General features: G+C 64.3%; 17 protein-coding genes and 1 pseudogene. 3 read left to right on the forward strand and 15 right to left on the reverse strand.

What is annotated here, in order from left to right:
- Positions 1 to 82: 82 nt before the first annotated feature.
- Both BPHY_RS32735 and BPHY_RS32740 read left to right on the forward strand, forming a co-directional pair.
- Entirely contained in the window at positions 83 to 1,093 is a 1,011-nt protein-coding gene (locus BPHY_RS32735; RefSeq protein WP_052306212.1) for an ABC transporter substrate-binding protein, read from the forward strand.
- 99 nt (positions 1,094 to 1,192) lie between these two features.
- The gene (locus tag BPHY_RS32740; RefSeq protein ID WP_052306244.1) at positions 1,193 to 2,905 is read left to right on the forward strand and encodes a GMC family oxidoreductase; all 1,713 of its coding nucleotides are present in this window, start codon (positions 1,193 to 1,195) and stop codon (positions 2,903 to 2,905) included.
- Positions 2,906 to 3,039: 134 nt separating this feature from the next.
- Here BPHY_RS32740 and BPHY_RS32745 read toward each other — a convergent pair whose 3' ends face one another.
- From BPHY_RS32745 to BPHY_RS32770, 6 genes are all read right to left on the reverse strand, one after another.
- Positions 3,040 to 4,467, reverse strand: coding sequence for an aldehyde dehydrogenase family protein (locus BPHY_RS32745; RefSeq protein WP_012405764.1), 1,428 nt, complete (start codon positions 4,465 to 4,467; stop codon positions 3,040 to 3,042).
- Between the two features lie 20 nt (positions 4,468 to 4,487).
- Positions 4,488 to 5,285: an ABC transporter permease gene (locus BPHY_RS32750; protein WP_012405765.1), complete on the reverse strand. Its 798-nt coding sequence runs from the start codon at positions 5,283 to 5,285 to the stop codon at positions 4,488 to 4,490.
- On the reverse strand, positions 5,282 to 6,151 hold the full coding sequence (locus BPHY_RS32755; RefSeq protein WP_176061941.1) for an ABC transporter permease: 870 nt from the start codon (positions 6,149 to 6,151) through the stop codon (positions 5,282 to 5,284). Before BPHY_RS32755 ends, BPHY_RS32750 begins: the two co-directional genes overlap by 4 nt.
- A 38-nt stretch (positions 6,152 to 6,189) precedes the next feature.
- A complete protein-coding gene (locus tag BPHY_RS32760) occupies positions 6,190 to 7,518 on the reverse strand; it encodes an NAD(P)/FAD-dependent oxidoreductase (RefSeq protein WP_012405767.1) in 1,329 nt (442 codons plus the stop codon).
- Positions 7,519 to 7,520: 2 nt separating this feature from the next.
- On the reverse strand, positions 7,521 to 8,231 hold the full coding sequence (locus tag BPHY_RS32765) for an HAD-IA family hydrolase (protein ID WP_012405768.1): 711 nt from the start codon (positions 8,229 to 8,231) through the stop codon (positions 7,521 to 7,523).
- A 69-nt stretch (positions 8,232 to 8,300) separates the two neighbouring features.
- On the reverse strand, positions 8,301 to 9,383 hold the full coding sequence (locus BPHY_RS32770) for an ABC transporter ATP-binding protein (protein ID WP_012405769.1): 1,083 nt from the start codon (positions 9,381 to 9,383) through the stop codon (positions 8,301 to 8,303).
- Between the two features lie 100 nt (positions 9,384 to 9,483).
- Between BPHY_RS32770 and BPHY_RS32775 the strand changes: the two genes are divergently transcribed.
- A complete protein-coding gene (locus BPHY_RS32775) occupies positions 9,484 to 10,455 on the forward strand; it encodes a LysR family transcriptional regulator (RefSeq protein ID WP_012405770.1) in 972 nt (323 codons plus the stop codon).
- A 14-nt stretch (positions 10,456 to 10,469) separates the two neighbouring features.
- On the opposite strand, the pseudogene BPHY_RS43485 reads toward BPHY_RS32775, so the two are convergent.
- The 9 genes and pseudogenes from BPHY_RS43485 to BPHY_RS32815 form a co-directional block, all read right to left on the reverse strand.
- A pseudogene (locus BPHY_RS43485) lies at positions 10,470 to 10,532 on the reverse strand (hypothetical protein); the annotation flags it as partial.
- A 70-nt stretch (positions 10,533 to 10,602) separates the two neighbouring features.
- A complete protein-coding gene (locus BPHY_RS32780; RefSeq protein WP_012405771.1) occupies positions 10,603 to 10,941 on the reverse strand; it encodes a helix-turn-helix domain-containing protein in 339 nt (112 codons plus the stop codon).
- A complete protein-coding gene (locus BPHY_RS32785; protein ID WP_012405772.1) occupies positions 10,938 to 12,107 on the reverse strand; it encodes an NAD(P)/FAD-dependent oxidoreductase in 1,170 nt (389 codons plus the stop codon). Before BPHY_RS32785 ends, BPHY_RS32780 begins: the two co-directional genes overlap by 4 nt.
- Positions 12,104 to 13,534: an FAD/NAD(P)-dependent oxidoreductase gene (locus tag BPHY_RS32790; RefSeq protein ID WP_012405773.1), complete on the reverse strand. Its 1,431-nt coding sequence runs from the start codon at positions 13,532 to 13,534 to the stop codon at positions 12,104 to 12,106. The genes BPHY_RS32785 and BPHY_RS32790 overlap by 4 nt, the downstream gene beginning before the upstream one ends.
- The gene (locus BPHY_RS32795; protein ID WP_012405774.1) at positions 13,513 to 13,833 is read right to left on the reverse strand and encodes a (2Fe-2S)-binding protein; all 321 of its coding nucleotides are present in this window, start codon (positions 13,831 to 13,833) and stop codon (positions 13,513 to 13,515) included. The genes BPHY_RS32790 and BPHY_RS32795 overlap by 22 nt, the downstream gene beginning before the upstream one ends.
- Entirely contained in the window at positions 13,830 to 15,665 is a 1,836-nt protein-coding gene (locus BPHY_RS32800) for an ABC transporter ATP-binding protein (protein ID WP_012405775.1), read from the reverse strand. Before BPHY_RS32800 ends, BPHY_RS32795 begins: the two co-directional genes overlap by 4 nt.
- Positions 15,662 to 16,615: an ABC transporter permease gene (locus BPHY_RS32805; protein ID WP_012405776.1), complete on the reverse strand. Its 954-nt coding sequence runs from the start codon at positions 16,613 to 16,615 to the stop codon at positions 15,662 to 15,664. The genes BPHY_RS32800 and BPHY_RS32805 overlap by 4 nt, the downstream gene beginning before the upstream one ends.
- Complete coding sequence (locus tag BPHY_RS32810; protein WP_012405777.1) at positions 16,612 to 17,568, reverse strand: ABC transporter permease; 957 nt, start codon at positions 17,566 to 17,568, stop codon at positions 16,612 to 16,614. Before BPHY_RS32810 ends, BPHY_RS32805 begins: the two co-directional genes overlap by 4 nt.
- Positions 17,569 to 17,635: 67 nt before the next feature.
- Positions 17,636 to 19,258, reverse strand: coding sequence for an ABC transporter substrate-binding protein (locus BPHY_RS32815; protein WP_012405778.1), 1,623 nt, complete (start codon positions 19,256 to 19,258; stop codon positions 17,636 to 17,638).
- Positions 19,259 to 19,301: the final 43 nt, after the last annotated feature.

The following is a 19,301-nucleotide window of genomic DNA, read 5'->3' on the forward strand; positions in this document are numbered from 1 at the left end:
AAGATGTCTTTCGCTTCAACCGTGTCGAGGAAAATCCGTGATTAACATTCCAAAGTTGCGCCCGGGTTTGCGCCCATTCGCCATGACGCTCGCGTTGAGCATCGCGGGCATGACGCCCGCACTTGCTGCGGGAAAAATCACGTTCGTGTCGCAAGGCGGCACGTACCAGGAAGCCCAGACCAAGGCGATCCTCGATCCCGCTGCCAAAGAACTCGGCATCACGATCAACCAGGACAGCATCCCTGACGCGTGGCCGCAGATCAAGGCACAAGGCGCAACAGGCAAGCCCATCTGGGACGTGGTCGATACGCCGACATCCAACTGCCTGCGCGGCGGGCGCGAAGGCCTGCTGGAAAAGCTGGACTTCTCGAAAATACCGAATGCCGCATCGGTGCCGGACAAATACCGCACGCCTTATTCCGTCGCATACGAGTTCTACTCCACCGTCATCGGCTACAACAAGAAGACGCTCAAGAAAGTGCCGCAAAGCTGGAAGGACTTCTGGGATGTGAAGAACTTCCCCGGCACGCGCGCGCTTCGCAACGATCCGCAGACCGTGCTCGAAGCCGCGTTGCTGGCGGACGGCGTGCCGCGCGACAAGCTCTATCCGCTCGATGTCGACCGGGCGTTCAAGAAGCTGCAGCAAATCAAGCCGGACATCACCGTGTGGTGGACGTCGGGCGGACAGTCGGCGCAGTTGCTGCACGACGGCGAAGTGGACATGACGATGATCTGGAACGGCCGCGCGAGCGCCGTGAAGAAGGACGATCCCGATGTCGACTTCACGTTCAACGACGGCATCCTGCAAAACACGCAATTGTGCGTGCTAAAGAACGCGCCCAACCTGCCCGACGCGATCAAGTTCGTGAACGCCGCCGTGTCGCCGGAGTTGCAGGCCAATCTGCCGCTGTATATCGACTACGGCCCAGGCAATCCTGCTGCGTTCAAGACGGGCAAGATCACTGCAAAGCGTGCGAGCGAATTGCCGAGTTCGCCGGAGAATGCGTCGAAGCAGGCGCTGATGTCGGAAGAATGGTGGGCTTCCGACGCCGGCATTCAGGCGAAGGCACGCTGGCTCAAGTTCATGCAGTAAGGCCATCGCCCCATTCCTTCACGCGCCCGCAGGAACCTCGTTCATGGCGGGCGCTTTTCATTGCATCGGCTGATTGCGCTGCGCCTCACAACTTTCGACGTGATCGACTATCTGATTCTCGGTGGCGGCTCGGCAGGCTGCGTGCTGGCCGCGCGCCTTTCCGAAGACACGAGCAAAAGCGTTTGCCTGATCGAAGCGGGCCGCGACATTTCGCAGACCACCATGCCCGACGCGATTCGCAGCCGCTATCCGGGTCGCGCGTATCTCGACACGAACAACATCTGGCAACGCCTGAAGGCGCGCATGAGCGCGCCCGCCGCGCTGCGCCGCTATGAGCAGGCGAAGCTGCTGGGCGGCGGTTCGGCGATCAATGCATTGATGGCGAACCGCGGCGCGCCCGCCGATTACGACGAGTGGGACATGCTCGGCGCACGCGGCTGGAACTGGCAAGCGTGCCTGCCTTATTTCCGTAAGCTCGAAACGGATTGTGACTTCGGCGGGGAGTTGCACGGCGCGACTGGTCCGCTGCGTATTCAGCGCAATGCGTGGCCTCGGATTTCGCCGTTCGTGAAGGCGGTGCTCGATACGATGCAACAGCGCGGGCATACGCTTCGCGAAGATCAGAACGGCACGTGGGAAGACGGGACTTTCATTGGCGCGATCGCCATGAGCGCAGACGGCGAACGCATCCCCACTTCCGTGTGCTATCTCGACAATGAAGTGCGTGCGCGAAAGAATCTGTCGATCCGCACGGGTCTCGTCGTCGATCGCGTTCTGTTCGACGGGCAGCGCGCGATGGGCGCGCGCGTGTTGCGAGCCGACGGCACGCATGAAGACGTGCGCGCTGCGCGCGTGATCGTCAGCGCGGGCGCGATTCACAGTCCTGCGCTGCTGCTCAGAAGCGGCATCGGCCCGGCTCGCGATCTCGCGGCGCTCGGTATCGAAGTGCGTGCGGACCGCGCAGGCGTGGGGCGCAACCTGATGGAGCATCCGTCGATTGCCGTGTCCGCGTTTCTCCCACGCGCGATGCGCGCACCGGTCCCCGACGAACACCACGAGCAGGCCATCGTGCGCTTTTCTTCCGGCCTTCCCGGTACGCCGCCCGGCGACATGCATGGCGCGATTCTGTCGCGTTCTGGCTGGCATTCGGTCGGCTATCGGCTCGGGACGATTTTCTTCTGGGTCAACAAGTCGTATTCGCGCGGGCATCTGAAGCTGGCATCGGCAAGTCCGTTCGACGAGCCGAAGGTCGACTTCGCGATGCTGTCGGATCCGCGCGATCTCGAACGGTTAAAGCTCGCGTTGCGCTTCGGTGCACAGACGTTGGCGGCGCCTTCGATGGCGCGTCATCGCGATGCGATCTTTCCTTCGAGCTACTCGCCGCGAGTCGCGGCCGTGGCACTGCCTGGCCGGTGGAATGCGGTTCAGCGCGGCGCGTTGAGCGCGTTGCTCGATGCAGCCGGGCCGTTGCGTGCGTCATTGATCCGGCGCGTGGTAACGCAAGGAGTGTCGATTGACGAACTGCTCGCCGACGATCGCGCGATGACTGAGTTCGTCATTCGTTCGGCAGGCGGCACGTGGCATCCGTCCGGCACTTGCCGCATGGGCGCCGCGGGCGATCCGCTGGCCGTCGCGGACGCCGATGGCGCCGTGTATGGCGTGGAAGGATTGCATGTGTGCGATGCGTCGCTGATGCCGTCCATTCCGTGCGCGAATACGAATGTGCCGACGATCATGATAGCGGAGCGAGTGGCGGATTTGATCAAGCGAAGGGCGCGGCCTGACGCTCGTCGCACGTCTGCAATTGCCTGATGGCTCAGGCAGGCCTGGCTACCCGATTGTCTCCAGCCAGGACGACGACGTAACGCTGCTCGTCACGTTTGCGGATGTTCCGCAACCCAATACTGTCGGAAGCCCCGCGTCGCCGACGTCTTCCATTCTTCCCCTCACGCCCCAAACCCCACAATCCCCTTCACCTCCAGAAACGCCTCCAGCCCCCACTCCCCGTACTCGCGCCCATTTCCCGATTGCTTGTAGCCGCCAAACGGCGACCCCGCATCCCACGCGGGATAGTTCAGATACACGCTGCCCGCGCGCATCCTGAATGCGACCTGCCGCGCACGCGCGATATCCGCCGACTGCACGTATGCCGCCAGCCCGAACGGCGTGTCGTTGGCGATTGCGATGGCCTCTTCCTCATCGCGATACGGCATGATCGCAAGCACAGGGCCGAAGATTTCCTCGCGCGCAATCGTCATCGACGGATTCACGTTGGCGAACACGGTCGGCTTCACGAAGTACCCGCGCGTCAAGCCCTCGGGACGTCCGAGACCGCCCGTCACCAGTTGCGCGCCTTCCTCGATGCCGATGCCGATCAGGCGCTGCACGCGCCCGTATTGCACGTCGCTGACCACGGGCCCCATCGTCGTATCCGACGCGTCTGCTGCGCCGACGCGATGCGCTTCGGCTGCGCGCCGCGCAATCTCCACCGCTTCGTCATGCCGCGCCGCAGGGACCAGCATCCGCGTCGGCGCGTTGCACGACTGACCGCTATTGCCGAAACACGAATTGACGCCCGCCGTCACCGCGGCTTCAAGATCGGCATCGTCGAGCAGAATGTTGGCCGACTTGCCGCCCAGCTCCTGATGCACGCGCTTCACGGTGGGTGCCGCGAGCTTCGCAATGTCGATGCCCGCTCGCGTCGACCCCGTGAACGACACCATATCGACGTCGGGATGACGGCACAGCGCAGCGCCCACCGTCGGCCCGTCGCCGTTGACAAGATTGAACACGCCCGCAGGCACGCCAGCGGCATCGATAATCTGCGCGAACAGCACGGCATTGAGCGGCGACACCTCGCTAGGCTTCAACACCATCGTGCAGCCCGCGGCAATCGCCGGCGCGACCTTGCAGACGATCTGGTTGATCGGCCAGTTCCACGGCGTAATCAACGCGACCACGCCCACAGGCTCGTGATTGATCAGCGTCGTGCCCTTCTTGCGCTGCCATTCGAATGTCTCGCAGGTGCGCAGCACTTCTTCCAGATGCCGCTTGCCGAGCCCCGCTTGCCATGCGTGCGAGAGCTTCGCGGGCGCGCCGATTTCACGCGTGATCGTCGCGGCCATCTCGTCATAACGTTCGAGGTACGCATCGAGAATGCGCCGCACCAGCGCGATGCGTTCGTCGGGCTGCGTGCGCGAGAACGAAACGAACGCACGCTTCGCCGCGGCGACCGCACGCTCGACATCTTGCGCATTGCCGAGCGCCACTTCTGCAAACGGCGCTTCCGTGCAGGGATCAACGACAGGCAGACGGGCCGTGCCGGACGGCTCGACCCACGCGCCGTCGATATAGAACTTCAGGGAATGGGACATGCCGCTTCCGTAGAAAGAAATCAGGCCCGCGCCGTCGACGACGAACGGCGGCTCACGACGACGATCATCACGAGACACAAGGTCAGCGCCGTCAGCATCGTGCTGATCGCCGCGATGGTGGGATCGATCTCGTCGCGCAGCGTCACGAACATGCGCCGTGTCAACGTCTGGTTCGAGCCGCCCGAAATGAACAGTGCGACCACCGTTTCATCCAGCGCCTGAATAAACACGAACACCGCGCCCGAAACGACGCTCGCCTTGATCTGCGGCAGCGTTACTGCCATGAAACTGCGGAAGCGGTTCATGCCGAGGCTGCGCGCGACCATCTCCTGCGTGCGATCGAAGGTCCGCAAATCCGCGCCGACCGAGATCAGCACATACGGCAGTCCGAGCATCGTATCTGCGACGATCAGGCCGCCCAGCGTGTTCACATACCCAGCCTGCGTGAACACGAAGAACACGCCGACGGCGACGATGATGATGGGCACCATCAGCGGCAGCATCAGCAGCGTGCGCAGGTACTTCATCGACCAGTGCGAGCCGTGCTGGATGCCGTATGCCGCCGCAATGCCGAGCGGCGTCGCGATCATTGCGGCACACACGGACGCGGTGAGCGTCACCCGCGCCGCGTCGATCCACGCGGGGTTGTCGAAGAACGAGCGATACCAGCGCAGCGAATACGCGGGCGGCGGGAACGTCATGAACCGGGTATCCGAGAACGACAGCGGCACGACGATCACCACGGGCAACATCAGAAACACGAGGATCAGCACGACGCCCGCACCGAGCGTCAGTCTTCCGAACGAGATCTTGTTCATTTCGCGCCCAAGGTCTTTTCGAGGGGAATCACGCGGCTCGCAGCATAGAAGATCGCGAACACGCAGACCAGCAGCACGACGCTCACCGCACTCGCCGCGCCCCAGCTGTTGTAGATCTCGACATTGCGGCTCACGACCATCGACACCATGATCGACTTGCCGCCGCCCATCAGCTCCGGCGTGATGTAGAAACCGAGACACAGCACGAACACGAGCGTGACGCCCGCTACCACGCCGCTCATCGACAGCGGAAGGAACACGCGGCAGAACACATGCAGCGGCGAACCGCCGAGGCTCGCGCCCGCCTGCGATAGATTGGCCGGGATCTTCTGCATCGCGGAGTACAGCGGCAGCACCATGAACGGCAACAGGATGTGCACCATCGCGACGATGGTGCCGAACTGGTTGTACGAAAGCTGCAATGGCCTGTCGATCAGCCCCATCGACAGCAAGGCCTTGTTCACGAGCCCCGTGCGCTGCAGCAGCACGAGCCATGCATACGTGCGCACGAGCACGCTGGTCCAGAACGGCAGGATGACCATGCCGAGTATCAGCGCGCTCCACTTCGGCGGCACGGAAGCCGCGAAATACGCAACGGGATACCCCAGCAGCAACGTGATACCCGTCACGATGAAGCTCAACTTGAACGTCATCAGGAAGGTGTCGAGATACGTGCCCGTGAAAATGCGCCGATAGTTGACAAGCGTGAACGCACCGTCGTGATAGATCGACTGCCACGACAGCCACGCGAGCGGCAACACGAGCAGTACCACCACGACGAGCAGCGCTGGCGCCATCAGCAGCAGCATCGCGCGATCTTCGCGCTGCTGTTGGCGAACCGACGGGTCGATCGTAGCGGTCTGCATCACAGGCTGATCGTGCAAAGCGTGTTTGACTGTCGTCATCATGCACCCACGGCGTCGAGAAACTGATACCACGCAGCGACGAGCCGGACACCCGGCGCGCGCAGCGAATGAAACGGCACAGGCCGCAAGCCTTCCTGCGCCAGCAATGCAAGCTCGGGCTTCTCGCCGAGCGCGAGCGCCGCGGCATGCTGGCCGATCAGGCTCGCCATCGCGACACCTGCACCGTTATACCCGAGACAGAAGGTCGTGGCAGCGTCGCTGCGGCCGACATGCGGCAACGCATTGAAGGTCATGCCGACATAGCCGGACCAACGGTACGCGACACCGACGCCCGCAAGATCGGGAAAGAGCGCAACCATCGCGCGCTGCAATGCGGCGAAACCCGTGTGCTGCCCTTCCTTGCCGAATGCGTCGCGCCCGCCGAACAGCATGCGCCCGTCGACCTTGCGAAACCACTTCATCATGCGGCGCGTTTCCGTGTAGCTCCGGCGGTTCACCATCAGCTTCGCGTCGAGTTCTGCCGGCAGTCTTTCCGTCGCGATCATCGCGCTGCGAAACGGCACGAGTTCGCGCTGATACTGTGCGGTCGCATCGGTGAGACTGGAATATGCGTTCGTCGCGACGATCACCTGCCTCGCGCGCACGCTGCCGCCGGGCGTGCGCAGCATCGCGCCTTCCTCTGCCTTCGTCATGTCGATGACGGGCGTCGATTCGTAGATGGGCACGCCGCGCGCTGTCAAGCCGCGCGCAATGCCCGTCACGTATTCGAGCGGCAGGATCGTGCCCGCATCGGCACTCAATACGCCGCCGACGAAGCCGTTCGAGCCCGTCTCATGCGTGACCTCCGCGCGCGATTGAACGCTCATCGAAGTATCGCCGAGCTGCGTGCGCACCCAGTCCGCTTCTGCACGAATCGACGCGAACGCGCGCTCGGTGTGCGCGCAACGCAGGCTGCCCGTGTGCTCGAACTGCGTCCGCTCCAGCTTGAATTCGTCGACGAGTTGCTGGACCACACGCACGCCGTCATGTGCAAGCCGGTGCATGCGCCTGGCGGTATCCAGGTCGTAGGCGCTTGCAATCGACGGAAACGACAAACGGAATTTCGACGACACCACGCCGCCATTGCGGCCGCTCGCGCCCCAGCCGATCGGGTTCGCATCGAACACCGCGCAGTCGACGCCGCGCTTTTGCAACGCATACGCCGCCGCGAGGCCCGAATAACCTGCGCCGATGATCGCCACATCGACGCTCAGGTCGCGGGCGAGCGGCGAGCCCATGCTGACGGGCGCGTGCGTAACGGGCGAGCGCGCCGCCATCGCGCGCCAGAGCGAATCGGGTGGCGGCCTGTGCGGTGTCGGTGCGAGCATGATCAGGCAGCGCGCGCTTCGGCTTCGACTGCATCCGCGAGCGCGGCGAGCGTCGCGAACCTGAAGGTCGGCTCCGTCACGGCTTCGGGCACGGGCGTCGCGCCGAAACCCTTCAGTCCCTGGCGCCGCTCGATCCAGCAGGTCGCATAGCCGAGCTTCGTTGCGATGCCGATGTCGTGATACTGGCTTTGCGCGGTGTGCAGGATCTCGTTGAACTTGTAGCCGAAGGCAGCCTGACGGCCGCGGTTATACGCGAAGAATTGCGGATCCGGTTTCGCCACGCCGGTCTCGTCGCAGCAGACCGTATCGTCGAATGGATCGCCTAGCGTGTGCGCGTACGCCGACAACGCGACGCGGTCCGCATTGGTCATCGCGACGAGACGATAGTGCTTGCGCAGGCGCTTCAGCGCCGCGACGGAATCTTCGAACGCGGGCCACTCGAGCACGTCGCGCTGGAATGCGGCAGCCGATTGCGCGTCGTCGGGCAAGCCGAGTTCTTTCGCGAGATGCAGATACACGTTCGCCATCTCATGGCTCGAGCGGCCCGGATAGGTTGCGCGGCCGTCCATGTACGGCTCGAAGATCTGTTCGTCGGTCAGGTCTTTCGCTTTCGCGCCGCCTAGTCGCCGCACGGACGCGAGCACGCCCTTCTCGAAGTTGATCAGCGTGCCGACGACATCGAACGTCAGAACCTTGAAATCGGTAAGCTTCATTGCATCATCCCTTTGCAGTTTGCGTGAATCGCGTAAGAAGGCATGCCCGTGCACAGGCGGTGAGTGAAATCAGGCGGCCACGACGATCGTGTCCTCGGGGTCGAGCGCAACCGTCATGTGCGCGCCCGGCGATGGAATGCGCCGGCGCGCTTCGTGGCTGCCGGGCTGTCGAAGACTGATGGCCGTGCCGTCGGGGAGCGCGGCGAACACGCGCAGACTCTCGCCCTGATAGAGCACTTCGGTGACGCGGCACGAGAGACGGTTCGTATGCATGCCGTCATGTGCATTCGCGCCGTCGATCACGAGCTTCTCCGTCTGCACCGCGAGCAGCAGCCGTTCACCGCGCGGCAACGGATGCGCGCTGCGCAGCACCGCATCGCCGAGACGCACGGCATCGTCGCCGGCGCGGCTCACGTCGAGCAGCGTGGCTTCGCCGATGAAGCTCGCGACGAACGCATCGCAGGGACGGTCATAGAGACGCTCGGGCGTGTCGATCTGCACGAGCCTGCCGTCTTTCAGCACGGCGACGCGGTCGCTCATCGTCAGCGCTTCGCGTTGATCGTGCGTGACGTTGACGATGGTCGCACCGAGCTTCCGATGCAAACGGCGCAATTCGATCTGCATGGTTTCGCGCAACTGCTTGTCGAGTGCCGAGAGCGGCTCGTCCATCAGGATCAGTTGCGGCTCGAACACCATCGCGCGGGCAAGCGCCACACGCTGACGCTGCCCGCCCGACAGCTGGCTGATATTGCGCGACTCGTAGCCGCCCAGTTCGACCATCGCGAGCGCGTCGGCGACTTTCTTCGCCCAGCCCGCTTTCGGCTGGCGGCGCGCGCGCAGCGCAAACGCGACGTTCTCGCCGACCGTCATGTGCGGGAATAGCGCATAGTTCTGGAACACGATGCCGATGTTGCGCTTGTGCGGCGGCGCAAATGTAATGTCGCGCTCGCCGACCCAGACCGTACCCGAGGTGGGTTGCACGAAGCCGCCGAGAATGCCGAGCAGCGTCGTTTTGCCCGACCCGGACGGCCCCAGCAGCGACACGAATTCCCCCGGCGCGATATCGAGCGATACGTCGTCCAGCGCGACCACCGGACCGTAACGCTTCGTTGCCGATCGGATCGATACTCCCGTTTTCGCTCGTGCGTCCATTGCGTGTCTCTCGCTGGAAAGGGGTGTGTTGAGAAAAATATACGGCGCGATCTTTTTGACAGCAATTCCCAAATTGTTGGATCGGGCATAACATCAGGTCATGCCAAACCTTCGCAAGAAACTGCCGAGCGCCAATGCGCTGTTCGTGTTCGAAGCGGCTGCACGCTGCGGCAACTTCACGCGTGCCGCGCAGGAACTCTATGTGAGCCAGCCTGCCGTGAGCCGCATGCTCGCGAGGATGGAAGACCACATCGGGGTGCGGCTGTTCGAGCGGGTGCGCGGCGGCATCGAACTGACGGAAAGCGGCCGTATCCTGTACCGCGCGATCTCCGAGGGCTTCAACGGCATCGAAAACGCAATCAGGGAAATCGAGGCACGCGCGACGGGTGTCGAGTCGGTCACGCTATCGGTGTCGACGGGTTTCACCACACATTGGCTGATGCCGCGCATGAGCCGGCTGAATCAGGCTTTCCCTAATATCGATCTGCGCTTCCAGCTGATATCCGGGCGCATTGGCGGGCCGCTGAACGACGTCGACCTTGGCATGCGTTTTCTGCATGATGGCGAGATCGACGAAAACGCGGTGCTGGTGATGCCCGAAACGCTGCTGCCCGTTTGCAACGAGCGCTATCTGGAAACCGCGCAAACCGACGCAGGCCGCGCGCATGGCGATACGGTGATCGTGATGGACGACGAGGAGCGCGGCTGGCATGAGCGATTTGGCGCATACGCGGGACATCGGCGGCATGTCGCGGGGATGCTGAGCTTCGGCGACTACGCGATCGTCGTGCAGGCTGCACTGCTTGGGCAGGGCATCGCGCTTGGGTGGCTCAATGTGGTGTCGCATTGGCTGGCGCAAGGGGCGTTGTTACCCGCCGAGCAGGAGGTCATCGTTACCAATCGACGCTGTTGTCTTGTCCGGCCTGCCAATAAGCCATTACGACCTGTCGTCGATAGCGTGCGGGATTGGATCATCGAAGAGACTCGCAATGATATGCGGATCATTGAGAAGAAATACCCGAAGCTCGGGTTGTCTGATGCTATGCGGCAGAGTGGGTTGAAGTTTGGTTGATCGGATTGATGCCGGGCAGGCAGCGGACACGTTACGAATTCGCCCTTGCGCACCACGCGCCGCCCGACGTACCGCATCGTTTCTGAGGCGGTCGTGACAACGCCGCCGTGGTCGGTGGCGTCGCAGGGTCGGACGAGCGCAGAAACGTCAACCTCTAGCCTTCTCCAAAAACCCACTCGGCGTCATCCCACAGAACCTTTTGAAATGCCGAGCCAGATGGCTCTGATCAAAGAACCCAACTTCAGTAGCGACAACAGCCCCGGGCACGCCCGCGAGCAGCAGAGTCTGAGCACGCCTGACCCTAACGCCACACAAGTACTTATAAGGCGAAAGCCCGACCTGCTGTCTGAACACGGTAGCGAACCGCGAAACACTGAGCGCCGACAGCTCGGCCAGTTGCGCGAGACTCACAGCCTTATCGAAATTCGCTTCGATATAAGCAACCGCATCGCGCAGGGTGATCGAAGAATCATCGACGGTACTCATGAAGAGGCCTCGCTAACGGCACGCACACCGTGCGCCGGTACGGCATGCGCAAATCGCGCAATAGAAAACGTATCGAGGGGAATCGGCGTGCTGCCTGTGTCGATCAGTTCGGCAATTGTCTCGCCGACACCCGGCCCAATCTGGAATCCCGATCCGCTAAAGCCGAACGCATAGAAGAGTCCCGGCTGCTTCGAACTGGGCCCGATCACCGGCTCGGAGTCGGGCAAATAACTCTCGACGCCGCTCCACACGCGAATCACATGCAACGCCGCAAGCGCCGGCACGAGCCGGCGGAACTGCGCCATCTGCTGCACCGTATTCGCCGGCAGCACGGCTGCCCGCCGCGTGGCAGCATCGGCGGGACCGGGCGGCCCGCCGCCCAGCACAATATTGCCCCGCGGAATCTGCCGGAAGTAGACGCTCTCTTCCTTGATCGACGTGTACACGCCCATCGACGACGCAAACACATACGGCACCGGCTCGGTCACGGCCATCTGCGGGCCGCGCGCGGCCAGCGGCACAGGCTCGCCGAGTTGGGTCGATAGCGCATTCGCCCACGCGCCCGCGCAGATCAACACCTGTTCCGCGCGATACACATCCCCCGCTGCACTCTCGACGCGAAAGCCGCCCGCGTCCTTCTCCACACGCACGATCTCCGTGTTTTCGACGATCCGCGCGCCCATGCGCGCCGCCGCGCGGCCGAACGCCGGCGCCGCCAGCCGCGGATTCGCATGACCGTCGAGCGGCGAGATCGACGCGGCCAACACCTCGCGGCCGAGAAACGGAAAGCGTCTGAACATCGCCTCGCCGTCGAGCACTTCGAGATCGAGGCCGTGCGCACGCGCCTCGGCGGCATAGCGATGAAAGTACTCTGCGTCATGCGCGTGATAGCACACGCGCGTATGGCCCGACGCGAGGAACTCGACGTCTTCGCCGAGCAGTTCCTTCGAATGCCGCCAGGTATCGAGCGCGCGATTGGCCATCGGCAGTTGCGACATCGCGCGCCCTTGCCGGCGCACGCCGCCGAAGTTGACGCCGCTCGCGTGCTGCCCCGTCAGTCCACGTTCGATCAGGATCACCGAACGCCGTCTGCGCCGCAGAAAAAACGCCGTCGACGTCCCGACGATTCCACCGCCAATCACGATCACATCGGCACGATCACTCATTCGCTGAACTCCTTTTCAGCGCTTTCAGCAGCACACGACGTCGCACATGCCGATGCCAGCGCCATCGGCAGCGGCTTGACGGGCGCCTGGCCACGCAACCGGCCGACGGCCTCGAGCGGTACGCGCGCCTCCGCCGCGATCACTTCGGCGCCCGCGTGCGCGCAGAAGCGCCCCTGACAGCGGCCCATGCCGACGCGTGAAAAGGCCTTCGCGCGATTCGCTTCCGTTGCGCCCATCTCGCGCACCACGTGCCGCAATTCGCCTGCCGTGATCGACTCGCAGCGGCACACGATGGTGTCGTCGGGCAAATCCGCCGCGAAACGCGCAGGCCACGGAAATGCCGTGCGCAAGCCCGCGGCGAAACGCGTGTAGCGCGCCAGTTCGGCGCGCAGCTGCACTGCGCCTTCGCGTTCAATACCAGCGTCGCGCAACGCGGCCAACGCGGCAAGGCGGCCCGCGCGTTCCGCGGCATCCGCGCCTCGCACGCGGGCACCATCGCCCGCCAGATAGACGCCTGCGACGCTGCTGCGGCCATCCGCGTCGACGTGCGGCAACCAGGTCTGCGTCGCATCGTCGAAATGGAATTCGCAGCCAGCGAGATCGGCAAGCTGCGTCTCCGCGCGCAAGTGATAGCCGAGCGCGACAGCATCGCAATTCACATCGAGCGTCGAACCGCTCGCAAGCTTCACGCGCACGCCTGTCACGCCATGCGCAGATGAACCGTCGATGGCAAGCGGCGTCACACCGCGATGAACGGGCACGCGTGCGCGCCGCAACACGCCCATCAGCGCAAGGCCGTTGCGCAACGTGCGAGGCATAGCGAGCAAATGAGGCAATGCACGCACGCGTTGTGCGAGCGTCGATGTGTCGAGCACGGCGCTCACGGTCGCACCAGCCTTGACGTATTGCGCTGCCACCAGATACAACAGCGGCCCTGTGCCCATCATCACCGTGCGCGCACCAATCGCGCAACCCTGCGCTTTCAACCCAACCTGAGCGCCGCCCAGACTAAATGTGCCCGCACGATGCCAGCCCGCAACGGGCATCAATCGATCGGTCGCGCCGCTGCAGACGATCAGCGCGTGGAACGGCAGCTCATCGTATTGCGTGCCGCGCACCACATGGACTACCTTCGGCGCGATATTCCAGACCAGCGTGTCGGGCAGATAATCGATGTGCGCGCGCAACGCATCGAAGTCGCGATGCAGCGATTCGGCGCGCGCGGCCTCAGTCCCATAGAGCGCTTCATACGTGCGCGAAAAGCCTTCCGGCTGTCGACGATAAATCTGGCCGCCGTCGCGCCGCCCTTCGTCGATGACGGTCGGACGCAAGCCCGCTTCCACGAGCGCCTGCGCCGCGCGCACGCCCGCAGGCCCCGCGCCGATCACGATCACTTTCAGTTGCTTCAGGTCCCGTTGCGCGGCCATACGCCCTCCCCGGCAAACGCCATGCGCGTCACAATCGACATCCCCGGCTCAGCGGGCGTCGTGCATGCGCGCACGCGCTCACCTTGCGTGGTCCAGACCCAGCAGTCCTGGCAGGCGCCCATCAGACAGAAGCCTGCACGACGGCCGTCGCCGAATTCCGAATCGCGCAGCGTGTCGTGCGAGGTCAGCAGCGCGACCATCAGCGTGTCGCCTTCGGCCGCCTGGGTGACGACGCCGTCGACCGTGATGTCGAAGGTCTTGCGCGCCTGCTCCGCCACTCTCACGAAGCGCGCGTTCATGCCGCCACCCTATCGGCCGTCTGCATGCGGATCAGCGCCTCGGCTGAGTGATGGCAACGAATCTCCGCACCCGACGGCAGTTTCCTCACGGAAGGCGGCGTGACGTTGCACATGCCGTCGATACGCGCCGGACAGCGCGAGCGGAAGCTGCACAGTTCGTGCGGGTGCGCGTCGCTCGACGGCCCCATCGCTGGCAATGCGCCGCCCGTCAGTTCGCACCGCGAGTCGAGCCAGCCGGGCCGCAGCGCGGGCACGGAATCGACCAGCAGGCCGGTGTACGGGTGATAAGGCGGCGCAGCCAGCGCGTTTCGCTGTCCCGCTTCGACGCATTGCCCCGCGTACAGCACGATCACTTCATCGCAGATCGCGCGCACCGTCGAAATGTCGTGGCTGATGAACATGTACGACACGCCGAGTTCGCGCCGCAATTCGCCGAGCAAGTCGAGGATCGCCGCGCCGACCACGGTATCGAGCGCGGACGTCACTTCGTCGCAGAGAATCAGCGCCGGCTTCGCGGCGAGCGCGCGCGCCAGGTTGACGCGCTGTTTTTGTCCGCCCGACAAACCGCCCGGCTGACGCCTCGCCACCGAAGCGGGCAGCTTCACCAGATCGAGCAGTTCGAGCATCCGCTTCTGTGCTGCCGCTCCGCGCAGGCCGTGATAGAAGTTCATCGGCCGGGCAAGGATGTCGGCAATCGTGCGGCTCGGATTGAGCGCCGTGTCGGCGTTCTGGAACACGATCTGCACGCGCCGGTATTGATCGAGCGTGCGCTCCGAGAGCTTCGCGGGCAGCGGCTTGCCGTCGAGCAGCACGTCGCCGCGCGCGCGATCCACCAGCCCCGCCACCACACGCGCCAGCGTCGTCTTGCCCGAACCGGATTCGCCTATCACGCCGAGCGTGCGGCCGCACGCGATCTTCAGGCTCACGTCGTCGAGCACGCGCACGGCGGGCACGCCATTCGCGTCGACGCGTCCGTATCCCGCGCTCAGGTTGCGGATTTCGAGCAGCGGCGGCGGATCTCCCGCCACCGTCGAGTCGAGCTCGGGCTCTGCGCGCCGTGTCGCCGCAAGCAGTTGCTGTGTGTAGGCATCGGCAGGCGCGTCGAGCACTTGCGCCGTGGTGCCGTTCTCGCGCACCGTGCCGCCGTTGAGCACGACGATGCGATCCGCCATCTGCGCGACCACCGCGAGATCGTGCGATACGTACACGGCCGTCGTGCCGAGTTCGCGCACCACCTTCTTGAACGCGGCGAGCACTTCTATCTGCGTGGTCACGTCGAGCGCCGTGGTCGGCTCGTCGAACACGACGACGGCGGGATCGGTAATCAGCGCCATCGCCGCCATCAGGCGCTGCAGCTGGCCGCCCGACACCTGGTGCGGATAACGCGAGCCGATCGTCTCCGGCGCAGGCAGTGCGAGGGAACGGAACAGATCGATCGCTTTCTTGCGCGCGGCGGCGGGCGACATCAGCTTGTGGAGCAGCGCGGGCTCCGTCACCTGATCCATGATCGTGCGCGCCGGATTGAAGCCCGCCGACGCGCTCTGCGCGACATACGCGACCGTGCGCGCACGCAATGCGCGCCGCCCGCTGTCGTCGAGCGACAACACATCTACGCCCCCGATGTTCACGGAACCGCCCGCAATCGAGCAGCCGCCACGCGCATGACCGAGCAGCGACAGCGCGATCGTCGTCTTGCCCGAGCCCGACTCGCCGATCAGCGCGAGCACTTCGCCCTTTTTCACCGAGAAGTCGACGCCCTTCACGATGTGCACGACAGGGTCGGGCGCCGTGCCTGCGACCACCCGCAGGTCTTTCACTTCGATCATGTTCATCGCCCGCCTCCCTGCGCACGCGCGCCGTGACGGCGCAGACTGTCGATCAGAAGATTCACGCCGACGGTCAGTGTCGCGATCGCGACAGCGGGCATCAACACGGCAGGCGCGCCTTCCGCGAGACCGCCGATATTCTCACGCACGAGCGAGCCCCAATCGGCATTCGGCGGCTGCACGCCGAGGCCGAGAAAGCTCAGGCCGGACAGCAACAGCACGATGAACACGAAGCGCAAGCCGAAGTCGGCGAGCATCGGATGAATCATGTTCGGCAGCACCTCGACGCGCGCAATGTAGAACAGCCCTTCGCCACGCGCCTTCGCGACCTGCACGTATTCGAGCGTCATCAGGTTGACGGCGAGCGAACGTGAGATGCGAAACGCGCCGGGAATGTACGCGAGCGCCGCGACTGTGATCAGCATCGGCACGGACGAGCCGAAAGCCGCGATCACGACGAGCGCGAGCACCTTGCTCGGAATCGAGATCAGCGCATCGAACAGACGGCTGAGGATTTCGTCGACCCAACGTCCGGAGACGGCCGCGACGAGGCCGAAAAACGTGCCGATGCAGCTCGCGAGCACCGTCGCCGCCAGCGCGAGCCCGACCGTATATTGCGTGCCGTACAGCACGCGGCTTAGCATGTCGCGGCCCAGATAATCGGTGCCGAGCGGATGCGCGGCGCTGTACACACCGAAGATCTCCGTCGACGTCACCGCGCCGCCCTTGTATGGCGCGACCAACGGCCCGATGAACGCGATGCAGAGCCAGAACACGACGATCGTGAGACCGATCAGGCCGAGCAGCGAAAAGCGGCTCACGAGACGGCGCAGCGAGCCGCGCTTTGCAACTTGCGTTTCCACGGGCGCGTCCTGGACAGCATCGGCGCAAGGCTTGCCGTCTTCATCGGGTGCGTACAGAACGGTGGTCGCGTGAGAGGTGGCGGGTCGGTTCATCGTTGACGCAGCCTCGGGTTGGAGATGATTTGACACAGGTCGGCGATCAGCACGAGCACGAGATACGCCGCGCAGAACACCATTACGCAGCCCTGCACGAGCGGCATGTCGCGGTTCGTGACGGCATCGACCATCAGGCTCGCGAGTCCCGGATAGTTGAAGATCGACTCGACGATCACCACGCCGCCGAACAGATACGACAGGCTCAACGCGACGGCATTGGCGATCGGTCCGATCGTGTTGGGCAGCACGTGGCGCAACACGATGCGCATCGGCGACGCGCCCTTCAGCAACGCCATCTCGACATACGATGCGCTCAGCTGGTCGAGCACCGCCGCGCGCGTCATGCGCGCCATCTGCGCGACGATCACGCAGCACAGCGTCATCACGGGCATCGCGTAGATGCGCAGTAGTGCGCCGAAGGAAGTCACCTCGGACAGATACGACAGCGCGGGCAACCAGCGCAGCTTCACCGCGAAGATCAGCACGGCGACCGTCGCGATAAGAAACTCCGGCACGGCGACTGTCGACAACGTCAGCACATTCAGCACGCGGTCGAGCAGCGAGCCGCGAAACATCGCCGATAGAATGCCGATCAACAGCGCGAGGGGCACGGACACCAGCGCCGTCAATCCCGCGAGCACGAGCGAGTTCGGCAGACGCGTGGCGATCAGTTCGCTGACGGGCAGATTGTTCGACAGCGACGTGCCGAAGTTGCCGCTCACGACATGCATGAGCCACTGCACATAGCGCTGCAGCGCGGGCTGATCGAGCCCGAACTGATGACGCAAGGCGGCGACCTGTTCGGGCGTTGCGGCCTGCCCGAGCGCCTGTTGCGCCGCGTCGCCGGGCAACAGGCCCGTGATGGCGAACACGATCGCCGACACCAGCAGCAGCGTCAGCAACGCAAGACCGAGACGCGCGGCGACGAGTCGTTGCGCATGGGCTTTCATCGGATATCGCCTCCTTCTTCGAAGCCGCGCGCCGCGCGGCGGCGGCACGCGTGATGGCAGAACGGAATCAGGCGTCGAGCCAGACGTTCTCCGCGAACATGAAGCCCATCAGGCCGGCCAGCGGAATCGAGCCGAGCCCTTTGAGCGTCGACGAATGCGCGTCGAGCGAACTCTGGAACATCGGAATGCCAATGCCGCCGTCTTCATGCACGAGCTGCTGCATATCGCCGTAGATCTTCTTGCGCTTCGCGTCGTCCGGTTCGCCGCGCGCGGCGACCAGCATCTGATCGAACTTGGGGTTTTTCCAGTTCGCCTCGTTCCACGGCGCGTCGGACTTGAAGAACTGCGTGAACAGCACGTCGGCGCTCGGGCGAGCGTTGATATTGCCGTAGCCGAGCGGATGCTTCATCCAGTGGTTCGACCAGTAGCCGTCGGACGGCACGCGCACCACCTGCAGATTCAGGCCCGCTTGCGGCGCGACCTGTTGCAGCAGCATGGCCATTTCGACGGAGCCTTCGGCGGCGGGCGACGCGTACAGCTGCACGGGCGCGCTGCCAAGCTTGGCCTTCTGGAAGTAGAACTTTGCCTTCTCCGGGTCGAACGCGCGTTGCGGCAGGCCCGCCATGTAGTACTTGTTGGTCGGATCGATCGGCTGGTCGTTGCCGATCGCGCCATAGCCGAGAAACACGGCGCGTCGGATCTGCTCGCGATCCATCAGATGCGTCAGGCCGCGGCGGAAATCCGCCGTGCCCGTGATGCCGCCTTCGTCGCGCATGATGAGGTCGGTGTACTGACCCGTCTTCGTCTCCAGCACCGAGAAACCGGGCGTGCCCTTGATGCGCGCCGTCGATCGCGGGCTCACGGCATTGATCAGCTGCACGTCGCCGGACAGGAGCGCATTCACGCGCGCCGATTCGTCGCCGATGCCGATCAGCTCGACTTCGTCGAGATGCGGCATGCCCGGCTTCCAGTACTTCTCGTTGCGCACGCCGACCGTGCGCACGCCCGGCGAAAATTCCCTGAGCTTGAACGGACCCGTGCCGACGGCGGTCTTGAAGTCGGTCGTGCCGTCCTTGATGATCAGGAAGTGCGACGTGGCTAGAATCACGGGCAAGTCCGCGTTCGCGCCTTCGAGGGTGATCGTCACTTCGTTCGGGCCTGTCGCTTTCGCATCCTTGATCTGGTCGGCGAGCGTCTTCGCTTTCGAGCCGACAGCGGGATCCTTGTGGCGCATCAACGAGTAGATCACGTCTTGCGGCGTAAGCGACTTGCCGTCATGGAACTGCACGCCGCTGCGCAGCTTGACGACCCACACGGTCGCATCCTTCGTGTCCAGCGATTCCGCCAGCGCCATCTTCGCGCCGAGATGCGAGTCGAGTTCCGTCAGGCCGTTGTAGAACATGTTGGCGCGCACGTAGTCGGTGCCGAGCGCACCCTTCGCGGGATCGAGCGTGTCCGCGGCGGACGCCGACTGCGTCGCGACGCGAATCTTGCCACCCTGCTTCGGTTTGGCCTGCTGTTGCGCGGCGGCGCCGCTGCTCGTCGCCAGCAGGCCAGCGCCCGTCAGCGACATCAAGCCGCCCGCCGCCATCGCGCGCAGCACGTCGCGCCGCGAAGCACCGCGGCGCGTCAACTCTTCGAGCCGGATGCCGGCATGGGCGACTGCTTCAGGCGATTTATCGATGCTCATGAAACTCTCCGCGTCAGATGGTCTTGGGGGAAATTCGGCAGCT

It is taken from the genome of Paraburkholderia phymatum STM815 (assembly GCF_000020045.1).
Classification (GTDB): Bacteria; Pseudomonadota; Gammaproteobacteria; order Burkholderiales; family Burkholderiaceae; genus Paraburkholderia; species Paraburkholderia phymatum.